This is a genomic window from Streptomyces sp. NPDC003300 (genome assembly GCF_040610915.1).
Taxonomy (GTDB): Bacteria; Actinomycetota; Actinomycetes; order Streptomycetales; family Streptomycetaceae; genus Actinacidiphila.
This window is the reverse complement of sequence record NZ_JBEXNE010000028.1, coordinates 1-13854: the sequence shown is the minus strand read 5'-3', so window position 1 is coordinate 13854 and position 13854 is coordinate 1. Positions and strand designations below refer to the sequence as shown.

The following is a 13854-nucleotide window of genomic DNA, read 5'->3' as shown; positions in this document are numbered from 1 at the left end:
GGGGACGGCCGGGCGAGGCCGTACGGTCCCGCTCGGCCGTCCCCTTAAGGCGAACACGTCGACGGGGCACTCGGCACGCGGGGTGGCGGCACGGTCCGGAAGATCCGGGAAGCCCCTGGGAATCCCGGGGAATCGAAGGTCCGGCGGGCACGCACGGGGGATTCGTGCCCGCCGGACCGTGTCTTCACGTTAGCGGCCCTTCACTCACTGTTGGGCATACCCGGGGGCAAATCATGCCGCGGGAATACGCCATGGCACAGGCGCGCCTCCATACCCCTTACGTAGGCGCCATCGCCCGTACGTACGAAGGGAGTTGGGCCGTGACAGTCACATTCCGCGGCGCGCCGGGGACGACGGTCCGGGGACCGTTTCAGCCGACGGCCAGGTCCTGGAGGCCGACCACCTTGAGCAGCCGCAGCCGCTCGTACGCGGCGCTGCCGGGGCGCGCGGTGTAGACGATCAGCCGCTGGTCGTGCTCGGGGCTGAGCAGCACCTCGCAGTCCAACTCCAGCTCCCCGACGACCGGATGGCGGAAGCGCTTGGTGTCCGAGCGGCGCACCGCGACCTCGTGGTCGTCCCACATCCGGGCGAACTGCGGGCTCTGCGCCCGCAGTTCGGCGACGAGCGCGGCCGGGCGCGGGTCGTCGGGGCGGGCCGCGAGCACGGCGCGCAGATTCGCCACATGGTGACGGGCCAGCGTCTCGTGGTCCTCCTCGGGGAACAGCGCGCGGGCGGAGGGGTCGGTGAACATCCGCCGTACGACATTGCGCAGCGCGGGCGGCCGCGCCGACACGTCGCCGAGCAGGGCCGCGGCCATCGCGTTCTGCGCGAGGACGTCGCCGAAGTCGCTCACCACCTGCGCGGGCGTGTCGTGCAGCCGGTCGAGGACCAGCAGCAGCCCCGGCCTGACGTGCCCGCTGCCGCCCGCCTCGCGCGGCGGCTCCTCCCCCGACAGGTGGAACAGGTGGTCCCGCTCGTCCGCGGTCAGCCGCAGCGCGCGGGCCAGCGCGGTGAGCATCTGGCGCGAGGGGCGCGGGCCGCGGGACTGTTCGAGCCGCGTGTAGTAGTCCGCCGACATCCCGGCGAGCTGGGCGACCTCCTCGCGGCGCAGCCCCGGCGTACGGCGCCTGACCCCCTCGGCCAGGCCCACGTCGGCGGGGGCGAGGCGGGTGCGGCAGCGGCGCAGGAAGTCGGCGAGCTCGGGTCGGTTCACCCTTCCAGCATGCGTCCGCGCGGCGCGGCTATCCAGGGAGTGCCACTCCCCGGATAGAGAGGTCTCTGCCGCCCGCGCTCCGGGCCGCGCAGGGTGGGAGACAGCGGCGGAACACCGGGTCCCGCCGCAGGTCCGCACCACGAGGAGCACCCCATGAAGATCCTGGTCACCGGCGCGACGGGACAGGTCGGACGCCGGTTCGTACCCCGCCTGCTGCAACGGGCGGGGACCGCCGACACCGTACGCGTCCTGGTACGCGACGAGGCGCGCGCCGAGCCCTTCACCCGACTCGGCGCGGAGGCGGTGGTCGGCGAGCTGCGTGACGCCGACGACGTCCGCGAGGCCGTGTCGGGCGTCGACGCCGTGCTCAACATCGCCGCCGCCTTCCGCGGTGTCCCCGACGAGGAGGCGTGGGCCGTCAACCGCGACGCCGCGCTCGACCTCGGCCGCGCCGCCGCCGACGCGGGCGTAGGCCGTTTCGTGCAGGTCAGCACCACCTTGGTGTACGGCGCGGGCCGTGGCCGACCGGCCGTCGAGGACGACGAGACGCTGCCCGGCGCCTCCCTGTGGGGCGCCTATCCCGCCGCCAAGCGCGAGGCCGAGGTCGGGCTGCTCGCCCTCGGCCGCGACAGCGGGGTCGACGTGCGCGTCGGGCGGCTCTCCTTCGTCTACGGCGAGGGCGATCCGCACCTGCCGCAGGCGCTGCGGTGGGCCCAGGACTGGCCCGCCCACCGCCGGATGTCCATGGTCCACCACGCCGATGTCGCCCAGGGCCTCCTGCGCGTCCTGTACGCCCCCGGTGTGGCCGGGCGGATCTACAACATCACCGACGACGCGCCGGTCACCGCCCTCGACATCCACTGGATCAACGGGGCCGAGGTGCCTGCCGGTATGGCCGACCGCCCCCTCGCCGACCCCTGGGAGGGCATCTCCTCCCCTCTTCGCATCCACCACGAGCTGGGCTTCCGCCCCCTCCACCCCACCGTCTGGTCCGCCGCCGCGGCGGGCGCCCTCTAAACGGCGCGTCCGGCGCCGCACCCGCACAGGCGCGCCCGCCGGCGAACTCTGATCCGCACGGGTGGTGCGGGCGGTGAAACCGGTCGCGCCGCGGGCGCGGGGGTGGAGCGGGCCGGGAGGGTGGGGGGATGCGGACGACGGACGAGGATGTCGCCTCGGTGGTGGGGCGGATGCGGCGGGTGGGGGGCCGCCGCGACGGACTGGGCGTGTTCAACGCCGTGTACGTGGAGGTGACACGCGCGGTGGGGCGGCAGTTGGCCGCGAACGGTTTCGAGGACGCCGAGACGGCGGCCCGGTTGGCGGTGCGGTTCGCGAACCGCTACCTCAAGGCCGTCGAGGACGACGCCGGGGGAAGGCAAGCGCCGGCGTCCTGGCGGCCCCTGCTCCGTATGCGCGCCCACCGCGACATCCACCCGCTCCAGTTCGCGCTGGCGGGCGTCAACGCCCATGTCGGCCACGACCTTCCCCTGGCGGTGGTCGACACCTGCCGCGCCACCGGCTGTGAACCCCCCGCCCTGGCCGCCGACTTCGACCGCGTCGGCGAGATCCTGACCGCCGTCGAGGAGCGCGTGCGCGAAGAGCTGATGCCCGGCCCCGACCTGCTCGAACTCGCCGATCCGCTGACCCACGTCGTGGGTTCGTGGAGCCTGGACCGGGCGCGGGACGCGGCCTGGGCGGCGGCCCGGCTGCTGTGGGCGCTGCGCGACCGGCCGGACGCGTACGAGGAGTGCGTGCGCCGCCTGGACGCGGGCGTCGGCCTGATCGGCCGCTGCCTGCTCACGCCGGTGGGCCGTCGCAGCTGACGTACCGGTCCCGTGCTCAGTCCTCCGGCAGCAGCACCGGCGCGATCTCGTCGTAGCGGTCGCCGGGGCCGGGATTCAGCGGGTCGGTCGCGCCGCCGAGGTGCCGCATGACGCCCCACACCGCGTTGAGCGCGGTCTGCACGGCGCCCTCGGCCCAGCCCGCGGTCCAGGAGATGTCGTCGCCCGCGAGGAAGATGCCGCGCTTGTCGGCGGGCAGCCGGTCCTGCATGAAGTGGGTGAACAGCCGCCGCTGGTACCGGTAGTGGCCGGGCAGGTTGGCCTTGAACGCGCCCATGAAGTACGGCTCGTTCTCCCAGGAGACCGTCACCGGATTGCCGATGATGTGCCTCCTGATGTCGACGCCCGGGTAGATCTCGCCGAGCGACTTCAGCATGACCTCCATGCGCTCGTGGGCGCTGAGCGGCAGCCACTTGAGGCTGTCGTCGCACCAGGTGTACGACAGGCAGATCGCGGCGGGCCGGTCGGGTCCGTCGTCCAGCAGGTACGTGCCGCGGGTCATCCGGTCGGTGAGCGTCATCGACATCAGGTCGCGGCCGGTGCGCGGGTCCTTGTCCAGCCAGAACGGCCGGTCCACCGGCACGAAGAGCTTGCTGGACTCCATGTAGTGGGTGCGCTCCATCGCCGTCCAGTGGTCGATCGGGAAGAGCGAGTCGTCGCAGGCGATCTTGGACAGCAGCAGCCAGCTCTGCGCGGTGAAGACGGCGGCGCGGTACGTACGGATGTCCCCCGACGCGTCGGTGACGGTGATTCGGTTGCCCGCGGTGCGGTGCAGCCCGGTCACGGCCGGGCGCGGCCGGCCGTCGCGGGCGGCGTGCAGCGAGCGCAGCGAGGTGCCCTTCGGCCAGTGCACGGCCTTGTCGGGCTCGCGTTCCCACAGTCGCAGCGGGAGCTGCTGCGAGCCGCCGACGATCCCGCGGTGGTCGTCGTCCGCGCCGGTGTAGACGACCCGCAGGATCTCCAGGATCGAGTTGGGGAAGTCGGTGTCCCAGCCGCCGGTGCCGAAGCCGACCTGCCCGAAGATCTCCCGGTGCCGGAAGGACGCGAAGGCCGGGGAGTCGCACAGGAAGCCGTAGAAGGTCTGGTTGTCCAGCTTCTCGACCAGCGCCGACCAGATCTCCCGGATCACGGGGATGTCCCGCTCGCGCAGGGCCCGTTGCATCGCGGAGAAGTCGGCGCCGTCCTCCAGGCACGCGTTCCAGGCGTGCATCACCTGGTGGTAGACCTCGGGCAGGTCGTCCACCGAGGTGGCGTAGTGCGACTCGCCCTTGAGGTCCACGACGGTCGAAGGCGTGCCGGGCGCGAGCGGGTTGGGGAACGGCTTGGTCTCCAGGCCCACCAGGTCCACGTAGTGCTGGAAGGCGGTGGACGAGGGCGGGAAGCGCATCGCGCCCAACTCCGCGGTGAGGCCGGGGTCGCAGCCGTCGAAGCCGACCGTGCGCAGCCGCCCGCCGATCTGGTCCGCCTCGTAGACGACGGGCTTGAGGCCCATCTTCATCAGTTCGTACGCGGTGACGATGCCGGACAGGCCGCCGCCGATCACCGCGACCTCCGTGCCGTGCTCGGTGGGCGGCACCGCGCCGAGGCCCGCCGGGTGCGCCAGGAAGTCGTCGTAGGCGTAGGGGAAGTCAGGACCGAACATGGTGACGGGCGGCTGCTCCTGGGCTTCGGCGTGCTGCTCGTCGTGGACCGCGGTGGGCACGGACGTCATGGGGCGGCTCTCCTGGCTGAACTGGCGTGCGGGAAAAGGGGGGTTACGGGCGCTCGCGGGACACTCCGGCGCGCGGGCTCAGCCGAGCGCGCGGTACAACTCCGGGCGGCGGTCGGCCAGATACGGCGTCTCCGCGCGGGCGGCGTCGATCAGCGCCGGGTCCACATCGGCGAAGACCAGTTCCTCGCCGGTCCCGGCCCGCGCGCGCACCGCGCCGTCCGGTCCGACGAGGCAGCTCAGCCCCGCGAAGTGGTAATCGCCCTCGGCCCCGCAGCGGTTGGCGTACGCCAGGTGCAGCTGGCTCTCGTATGCGCGGGCCGGGACGAGGGTGTGCGGCACGAATTCGTACGGCCGCATCAACGCGGTCGGCACGACGAGGAGTTGGGTGCCGCCGAGCGCGTGCGCCCGTACCGCCTCGGGGAATTCCACGTCGTAGCAGATCAGCAGCCCGATCCGTACGCCGTCGACGTCGGCCTGTACGACGGGTGTGTCACCGGCGGTGAAGGCGGACCGCTCGAAGTCTCCGAACAGGTGCGTCTTGCGGTAGTTGGCGAGCGGGGCGCCGTCCGGGCCGATCAGCCGCGCCGCGTTGTGCACGGCCGTACCGTCCCGCTCGGGGTAGCCGTAGACGATGGCGATCCCGTACCGGGCGGCGATCTCCGCCACCCGCCGCGCCGACGGTCCGTCGGCCTCCTCGGCCAGCGCCGCGAGGCGGTCGCCGACCGCGTAGCCGGTCAGCGACAGCTCGGCCGTCACCAGCAGCCGCGCTCCCCCCTCGGCGGCCCGTCGAGCCGCCTCCTCGAATCCGGCGAGCGCCGCGTCCACCGACTCGGGTACGCCGCCCGGCCCCTGATACAGCGCAGCGCGCAACGGTGCCATGAGTCTCTTTCGCCTGTTCAGAGGGGGTGTACGGGACTCCTTCGACAGTACGGTTCCGTGCGCGGCGGCGGCAAGACGCGATCATTGCGGCTGCTGCCGCTGTTCGTTGCGTCTTCTCCGGCACTACCGGCGATTCGTTGCGCCGGGTCCCGGCTAACGGGCTCGCGCGGCGTGTCCTGGGGGCACGTCCTGGGGGCACGGAAGCGGGCCCCCACCCCGGGATTCAGGGGTGGGGGCCCGCTCGCGTGGTGCGGTGAGGCCGTTCGACCGGCCGTCAGGTCGGTTCAGCTACCGAAGCGGCGGTCCTTGCGGCCCTGCTCACCCTCGTAGCCGCTGGTCTCCTCGGTGGTCGCGGGGCTCGTGTCGGTCTCGATCCGCTCCTTGCGGACCCGGCCGTGCACGGTCTTCTGCTCGACGTGCTCGTCGACGCGCATGCGAACGCGCTCCTTCGGCACGACCTCGGTCTCGATGATCGCCTTGTCCTCGTGGAGGGTGACGACCTGTTCGGCCTCGCTGATGTCGCCCGTACGGCCCGCGGCGGTCTTCGGGTCGATGGGCTCACGGACGAGGTGGACCTCTTCGTGCCGGATCGGCACCGTCTGCTCGACTTCCTCGACGTCCACGACCTTGTGGAGCCGCGCCTGGCCGATGGTCTCCCGCTCGACCCGGACGTGCATCTCCTCCTCGGAGCGGATCATGGTCTCGCTCTCGGGGTCGAGACCGTCCGCGGCGAGGCGCTGCGGTGCGCCCGAGGCCATGGCGGGCGTGTCCTTGCCGGTGGAGGCGACCGGTGCGCCCGCGCGGGCCGCGGCGGTCTTGTCGGTGCTCGGCGCTCCGGTGTCCGCGGTCCGCGCGTGACGGCCCGCGGCGGTGCCGGCGGCCACTCCGGCGGCACCGGCCGTACCGGCGGCGGCTCCGGCCTTCGCGTCGCCGGTCCCGGCGCCCTGCCCGTTCGCGGCGCGGCCCACGGACCCGCCGGACCTGGCTTCCATGCCGTAGTAGCGGTAGAGGTTCTGCTCCTCCGACGCCGAGAGGTGTCCGCCCGAGTCCACGTCCACATTGGGCGCGCCCTTGACCTGGTCCTTCTCGTACGGAACCTCAAGATGGTCCTCGACCAGGCGGGCGGCACGCGTCGGCACGAATGTCTCGTTGTTGCCGAAGAAACCGGTCTTCACCGCGACCCACTCGACTTCGCCCGTGGCGTCGTCCAGGTACAGGTGGGCGGCTTCGCCGATCTTCTTCCCCTGAGCGTCATGCACCGCATGGCCCATGACCTTGGGAATCTGCTCACGCGTGATCATGTCGCCTCCTTCGTGCTGCCGGGGCCGATCTGGCCTCAGTACCCGTTGTACCCCGATCGGGTGACTTCAGCCACAATTCGCATGATTTGCGACATTACCCAACTTATGCCTCGGCAGGCGCACTCCGCGCCCTCACTCCGGGGCACCTCCGCCGTAGCGGCGCAGCAGCGGGGAGAGGATCAGCACGGATTTGGTGCGGGTCACGAACGGCTCCCCCGCGATCTTCTCCAGCACCTGCTCGAAGTGCCGTACGTCGGAGGCGAAGACCTGGACCACGGCGTCCGCCTCACCGGTGACGGTGGAGGCGGACGCGACTTCCGGGTAGCGGGCGAGGCCGCGCCTGATGTCGCCCGGCGAGGTGTTGTGGCGGCAGTACAGCTCCACCAGCGCCTCGGTCTGCCAGCCGAGCGCGGCGGGGTCGACCCGTACGGTGAAACCGGTGATCGCGCCCGCCGCCAGCAGCCGGTCCACCCGGCGTTTGACGGCGGGCGCCGACAGGCCCACTTGGGCGCCGATGTCCGCGTAGGACCGCCGGGCGTCCTCGGCCAGGGCGTGCACGATGCGTTCGTCGAGATCGTTGAGCGGCTTCACAGCTCGCAGGATAGAGACATCTCCGACGACTCGGGACCAAGGCCCCCTGGCGACACCGGGACGGGCACCGGCGCGGGCACGGGCACCGGCGAGGGCACCGGTACCGGCGCGGGCACGGGCACCGGCGAAGGCACCGGCGCCCGACCGCGCGTCAGTTCCAGCTCGCGTGCAGCGGCTTGCCCTCCGCGTAGCCCGCCGCGCTCTGGATGCCGACGATCGCCTTCTCCGCGAACTCGTCGAGCGAGGCGGCCCCGGCGTACGTGCAGGAGCTGCGCACCCCGGCGATGACCGAGTCGATCAGGTCCTCGACGCCCGGCCGGGCCGGGTCGAGGAACATCCGCGAGGTGGAGATGCCCTCCTCGAACAGCGCCTTGCGCGCCCGGTCGTACGCCGACTCCTCGCTCGTACGGTTGCGGACCGCGCGCGCCGAGGCCATGCCGAAGGACTCCTTGTACAGCCGCCCGTCGGCGGCCTGCTGGAGGTCGCCCGGCGACTCGTACGTACCGGCGAACCAGGAGCCGATCATCACGTTGGACGCGCCCGCCGCCAGCGCCATGGCGACATCGCGCGGGTGCCGGACGCCGCCGTCGGCCCAGACGTGCTTGCCGTGCTTGCGCGCCTCCGCGGCGCACTCCATGACGGCGGAGAACTGCGGGCGGCCGACGCCGGTCATCATGCGGGTGGTGCACATGGCGCCGGGTCCGACGCCGACCTTGATGATGTCGGCGCCCGCCTCGATCAGGTCGCGGACGCCCTCGGCGGCCACGATGTTGCCCGCCACGATCGGCACCCGCGGGTCGAGCGCGCGCACGGCACGAACCGCCGCGAGCATCGACTCCTGGTGGCCGTGCGCGGTGTCGACGACCAGGGTGTCCACCCCGGCGTCCAGGAGCTGCTTGGCCTTGCCCGCCACGTCGCCGTTGATGCCCACGGCCGCGGCGATCCGCAGCCGCCCGTTCGCGTCGACGGCGGGCTCGTACAGCGTGGCGCGCAGCGCGGCCTTGCGGGTCAGGATGCCGACGAGCAGGCCCTGGGCGTCCACGGCCGGCGCCAGCTTGCGGTGCGCGTCCTCCAGCCGGTTGAACGCCTCGCGCGGGTCGATGTCCGCGTCGAGCAGCAGCAGGTCCCTGGACATGACCTCGGAGAGCTGCGTGAAGCGGTCCACGCCGCTGAGGTCGGACTCGGTGACGACGCCGACCGGCCGCCCGTCCTCGACCACCACACCCGCGCCGTGCGCCCGCTTGGGCAGCAGGGACAGCGCGTCGGCGACGGTCTGGGAGGGGGCGAGCGTGATCGGGGTGTCCAGCACCAGATGGCGCTGCTTGACGTAGGCCACGACATCGGCGACCACGTCGTGGGGGATGTCCTGCGGGATGACGACGAGGCCGCCGCGCCTGGCCACGGTCTCGGCCATCCGGCGGCCCGCGATGGCCGTCATATTGGCCACGACCAGGGGGATGGTGGTGCCCGTCCCGTCAGGGGACCTGAGGTCCACACCCTGGCGGGAACCGACCGCGCTGCGGCTCGGCACCATGAAGACGTCGTCGTACGTCAGGTCGTACGGCGGCCGAATATCGTTGAGGAATTTCACGCTGTTGCTCCCACCTGCGGCTTTGCCTTGCAGGCGAGCCGAAGTCAGCACGGAACCAGCACGGTGGCGCTGGTCAGTACCTCGTCCATCACACGCTTCAGCTTGTCGTCCGAGCCCGGGGTCAGGTGACCATAGATGTCCGCGGTTATCTGAATTGTAGAGTGCCCCGACCAGCGGGAGACCTCCAGGAGGGACACCCCGTCGGGGCCGCCGCGCATGGACCTGGCGGAGGAGGTCCGCGGCGTACCGGAGCGAGCAGGCTGAATCTGTCAGTCTGCGTGGTTGATACACGGTGAATGACATAATCGCATGGCATCATGGCCTTTCGGACGGCCGGCAGGTGTGAGCGATCGGGGACCCGTATGGAGGCCAAGGGCTACGGCCACGCGGGAGCGCGCATTGATGTCACAGCGCTGATCCGAGCCGAGCTGCCGCACCTGACGGGCTCACTGCGGAAAGTGGCCGAGCTGGTGCTCGCCGACCCCAACTCCGTGATCGGCTGCTCGGCCGCCGAGCTGGGGCGGCGCACCGGCACGTCCCAGCCGACGGTGACGCGGTTCTGCCGTGCGGTGGGCCTGGAGTCGTACCAGCATCTGCTGATCGAACTGGTCCGTGAGAGCGCGCGCGGCGACGAGCCCGCCTGGGGCACCTCGGAGATCGGGCCGGACATCTCCCCCGACGACGACTTGCGGCGGGTGGTCACCGTCGTCGGCCAGGCAGATCTCGGCGCGGTGCAGCGGACGTTGGACACCATCGACCTGGCGTCGCTTGAGCGCGCGGCCCAGGCGGTCGCCCGAGCGCGGCGGATCGACGTGTACGGCGTCGGCGGCAGCGGTGCGGTGGCGGTGGAGACCGAGCTGCGGCTCTTCGGGATCGGATGCGCGGTGCGCGGGTGGAACGAGGTGCACGCCGCCACGACGTCGGCGGCCCTGCTCACCCCGGCCGATGTCGCCATCGGCATCTCTCACTCCGGATCGACCCGGGAGACGATCGAGCCGTTCGAACTCGCCCGCGCGCGGGGCGCCACCACAGTGGCGATCACCGCCGACCACAGGTCACCGCTGGCGCGGGCCGCTGAGGTCCGGCTGATCTCCGCAACCGCCGAGACCTCCTTCCGCGCCGGCAGCATCGGAGCCCGGCACTCGGTGCTGGTGCTGATCGACTGCTTGTACGTGCGCGTGGCGCAGCTGTCGTACGGCCGGGCCAGCGCGTCCATGGCGCTCACCGGGCACATCCCGGGCGACCACATGGTGAAGGGGCGCCGCGGGCGCTGAGTTTCAGCGCCCTGAGTTCAGTGCGCCCGAGTTTCAGTGCGCCGAGTTCAGTGCGCCGAGTCCGTCTGCCGATACCGGGGCGCGGGCGCGGCGGTGCACGCCGCGTCCTGCATGATTCATTCATCATTTCTGCGCATCGTGGTTGATTGAACCACCACCGTCTGCCAGCATGTGTGCGTCCACCACGGTCGCCGGTGCACCGTTGGGACCTTCAGCCCCCTCCCCGTTCCCGCGTTCCAACGATCGGAGTAGGCCATGCCAGAACAGAGCTCCTCCCTCTCCAGCGCTTCACAGCCGATGCACCGCCGGACGCTGCTACAGGCCGCGGGCCTGGGCGCCGGCGTCCTGGCCGCGGGCGGACTGGCCGCCAACCGGGCGGCGGCCGCACCGGGGCCCGGCGATCCGACCGCCGGGGCGCTGAGTTCGGTGGATTCCGGAGACGGCACGCACGCCGCCGACGCGGCGGACTCTTCCGCCGCGAGCGTGGACCTTCCGCTCACCGGAGGGCCGGACTTCCCGATCGGGCTGTTCTGGCCGCCGCACCCGTACGAGACCACGCTCGACCGCTACCAGGAGATCAAGGACGCCGGGTTCACCTTCCTGATCACCGGCAACTACCAATTCGATCCGCAAAGCGGCGGCTACGCCTTGCAGATGGCCGACCAGGTGGGCCTGAAGGTGCTGATCTCGGGCGACCCCCGGATCCAGGCGATCGCGCAGTACCTGTCGGTCACCGATGACCGGAGCGTGCCGTCCTCGCTCACCACCGCTGACGCGACGTCATGGGTGCGTGCGGCACTGGCCAGTTACGCGAACCACCCCTCGCTCGCCGGGTTCAACGTCTTCGACGAACCGGCCCAGTCCAGATTCCCCACGGTCGGGGCGCTCACCGGCATCGTGCGTGACGTCGCACCGGGGCTGCTGCCGTACTCCAACCTCGTGCCGGGTAACGGCCCGGACTACGCGGCCTTCGTGCAGGCGTACATCGACACCGTCAAGCCGCCGCTGATCTCCTTCGACCGGTACCCGATCCTCACCGACGGCATAGACCTCAACTACTTCGACAACTGGGCGATCTACCGCGAGGCGTCGCTGAAGTCCGGTCTGCCGGCGTGGACGTTCATCCAGTCGGTCGGCTACAACAACCACCGGGTGCCCACCGCCTCGCAGTTGGCCTGGCAGACCAACATCAGCCTGGCGTACGGCTGCAAGGGCATCCAGTACTTCACCTACTGGACGCCGGACCCCGCCCGTGGCGAGGGTTTCACCAAGGCGCTGATCACCGCCGACGGCAAGCAGACCCCGCTGTACGGCGCGGCCCGCAGGCTGAACCGCACCTGGCTCCAGCCGGTCGGCCGCCAACTCAAGCCGCTCCGCTCGGAGTCGGTCCAACACGCCAACGACGACCCGCTGCCCCCGAGCGCGGTGGCCTTCACCCCAGGCGACCACCTGACCTCGGCCACCGGGGACGCCGCCGTCATCGGTCTCTTCAGGAACACGCAGGACGACGGCACCCGCTACCTGCTCGTGGCCAACCGCAATCCCGACGCCCCCGCCTCGGTGCGGCTCGGCGTCAACCAGGCGCACGTCGGAAGCGTGGCGACCTTCGAGCCGGCCACCGGCCGCTACCGCGGAGCGGCCCAGCACGGCACGCTGAAGGTCCACCTCAAAGCGGGCGCGGCGGCGCTCTACCGCCTGTCGCCGCGCTGAGTCCGCAGGCTGAGCGACACTGGGCGGCCCCGGCCCGCCCGCACACCATGTGCGGGCGGGCCGAGCCATGCGGGGGAACGGCCGTCGGCGACGGACGCCTCGCCGTAACGGGTCGTCCCGTACCTCGGCGCCTCGATCACGGGCCGGTACCCGCCCGACCGTTCCGATATGAGAGCCGCGTGGGACACCCGCCCCGCCGACTGAGCCGCGGCGTCCCCCCGTACGGTCAACTCTCCTGGGTCGGTGATCCAGGTGACTGTCCGCCGGGAGAGCTTCCGGCGGACGGCGACCCCTCGGAACACGGTCCGGGCACAACCAGATGAGGTCTGTTCGGCTGGGTAGACGCCCCCGGTGAGACACGGCGTACCGGCGTGTTGTGAGGGAGAGTCAGCTGATGCAGTTCGACGACGATGCCGCCCTGGACACCTCCGAGGTGCAGGACAACCGAGGCGGCGCACGGGGCGGGATTCCCGGTGGCGGAAAGACCGTGGGCGGTGGGGTGGTAGGGCTGCTGGTCGTGATCGCCTCTGTGGTGTTCGGGGTGGACCCCGGTCTGCTCAGCTCGGGCGGCACCTCTGACAGCGCCGCGCGATCCGGCGGCTCCCAGGGCGTCGCGCCCGGCGATCTCGCGGCGAACTGCCGGACCGGGGCGGACGCCAACAAGAAGGACGACTGCCGGATCGTGGCCGTGGTCGACAGCGTCCAGGCATTCTGGAAGCAGACGGAGACAGCCGCAGGAAAGTCCTACACCCAGGCGCCGACCCTGCTGTTCACCGACAGGGTCAACACCGGCTGCGGCGAGGCGACGTCGGAGGTCGGCCCCTTCTACTGCTCCGCCGACGACAAGGTCTACCTCGACCTCGGGTTCTTCGACGAGCTCACAGGCAAGTTCGGTGCCAAGGGAGGCCCGTTCGCCGAGGCATACGTCATCGCGCACGAATACGGACACCACATTCAGGACCTCAGCGGCACCATCTCGCACGGCAGCGGCCAGGGCGAGAACAGCGGCTCGGTGAAACTCGAACTCCAAGCCGACTGCTACGCCGGAGTGTGGGCCCACCACGCCACGACCACCCCGGACCCCGCGAGCGGAAAGCCGCTGATCACCGACCTGACGCAGGCCGACATCACTGTGGGCCTGGACGCGGCGGCCGCTGTCGGCGACGACCGTATCCAGCAGAAGTACCAGGGCAAGGTCACGCCGGACACCTGGACCCACGGCTCATCGGCGCAGCGCCAGCAGTGGTTCACCAAGGGCTACACCTCCGGAGCCGTCTCGGCCTGCGACACCTTCGCCTGAGAGGTCAGCTCGTCCGGCCCCGTCCGCGGTGAGCGCGGACGGGACATGCCGAACACCCGATACCGCGCGCGGACAAGACCGTGCGCGGCGCGGAATGAGCGCCGCGTTCCTGAACGCTGAATGTCAATGATGTCAATGCCGCTGAATGCCACTGCCCCTGAATGCCAGTGCCGGGGTCGCCCCGGCCCGGTCGCGGGCACTGGAGCGCTGCCCGCTGGAGGTGGAACCGCTGGTGATGCGGGCGGCGCCCCAGCATTGTCATCCTGTCCCGGAATATCCGGGGTACCCGTCATCGGAGAACGTTGTCGCAATACGACTGAGCGGTGGGGGCCCCCCCCGGGGGGGGCCCCCCCCCCCGGGGGGGGGGAGTGGGGGGGGAACCGCCGGGCCCAACGCCCCCCCCGGCCCCCCCCAAAGGGGGGCGGGGAACCAAAAACACCCCCCCC

Annotated in this window: 11 protein-coding genes; 5 read left to right on the top strand and 6 right to left on the bottom strand. The window is 71.5% G+C overall.

Annotation, left to right across the window (positions count from 1 at the left end; genetic code table 11):
• Nucleotides 1-370: 370 nt before the first annotated feature.
• Nucleotides 371-1213, bottom strand: a complete 843-nt coding sequence (locus ABZX65_RS30355) for a helix-turn-helix transcriptional regulator (protein ID WP_355347073.1) — start codon at nt 1211-1213, stop codon at nt 371-373.
• Between the two features lie 153 nt (nt 1214-1366).
• Here ABZX65_RS30355 and ABZX65_RS30350 point away from each other — a divergent pair, with 153 nt between their 5' ends.
• Together ABZX65_RS30350 and ABZX65_RS30345 are read left to right on the top strand one after the other, a co-directional pair.
• Entirely contained in the window at nt 1367-2230 is an 864-nt protein-coding gene (locus ABZX65_RS30350) for an NAD-dependent epimerase/dehydratase family protein (RefSeq protein WP_355347070.1), read from the top strand.
• Nucleotides 2231-2358: 128 nt separating this feature from the next.
• The gene (locus ABZX65_RS30345; RefSeq protein WP_355347067.1) at nt 2359-3033 is read left to right on the top strand and encodes a DUF5995 family protein; all 675 of its coding nucleotides are present in this window, start codon (nt 2359-2361) and stop codon (nt 3031-3033) included.
• 16 nt (nt 3034-3049) lie between these two features.
• Here the strand turns inward: ABZX65_RS30345 and ABZX65_RS30340 are convergent, their stop codons facing one another.
• The 5 genes from ABZX65_RS30340 to ABZX65_RS30320 form a co-directional block, all read right to left on the bottom strand.
• A complete protein-coding gene (locus ABZX65_RS30340; protein WP_355347064.1) occupies nt 3050-4762 on the bottom strand; it encodes an NAD(P)/FAD-dependent oxidoreductase in 1713 nt (570 codons plus the stop codon).
• Between the two features lie 78 nt (nt 4763-4840).
• Nucleotides 4841-5641: a carbon-nitrogen hydrolase family protein gene (locus ABZX65_RS30335; protein ID WP_355347061.1), complete on the bottom strand. Its 801-nt coding sequence runs from the start codon at nt 5639-5641 to the stop codon at nt 4841-4843.
• 284 nt (nt 5642-5925) lie between these two features.
• Nucleotides 5926-6942, bottom strand: a complete 1017-nt coding sequence (locus ABZX65_RS30330; RefSeq protein WP_355347058.1) for a PRC and DUF2382 domain-containing protein — start codon at nt 6940-6942, stop codon at nt 5926-5928.
• Between the two features lie 132 nt (nt 6943-7074).
• A complete protein-coding gene (locus ABZX65_RS30325) occupies nt 7075-7533 on the bottom strand; it encodes an Lrp/AsnC family transcriptional regulator (RefSeq protein WP_355347055.1) in 459 nt (152 codons plus the stop codon).
• A 151-nt stretch (nt 7534-7684) separates the two neighbouring features.
• Nucleotides 7685-9124: a GuaB1 family IMP dehydrogenase-related protein gene (locus ABZX65_RS30320; RefSeq protein ID WP_355347052.1), complete on the bottom strand. Its 1440-nt coding sequence runs from the start codon at nt 9122-9124 to the stop codon at nt 7685-7687.
• A gap of 362 nt (nt 9125-9486) precedes the next feature.
• Between ABZX65_RS30320 and ABZX65_RS30315 the strand changes: the two genes are divergently transcribed.
• From ABZX65_RS30315 to ABZX65_RS30305, 3 genes are all read left to right on the top strand, one after another.
• A complete protein-coding gene (locus ABZX65_RS30315; RefSeq protein ID WP_355347049.1) occupies nt 9487-10398 on the top strand; it encodes a MurR/RpiR family transcriptional regulator in 912 nt (303 codons plus the stop codon).
• A gap of 255 nt (nt 10399-10653) precedes the next feature.
• Nucleotides 10654-12108: a hypothetical protein gene (locus ABZX65_RS30310; protein ID WP_355347046.1), complete on the top strand. Its 1455-nt coding sequence runs from the start codon at nt 10654-10656 to the stop codon at nt 12106-12108.
• A 394-nt stretch (nt 12109-12502) separates the two neighbouring features.
• Nucleotides 12503-13408 (top strand): neutral zinc metallopeptidase, encoded by a 906-nt coding sequence (locus ABZX65_RS30305; RefSeq protein WP_355347043.1) that lies wholly within the window; start codon nt 12503-12505, stop codon nt 13406-13408.
• The last annotated feature ends 446 nt before the right edge of the window (nt 13409-13854 follow it).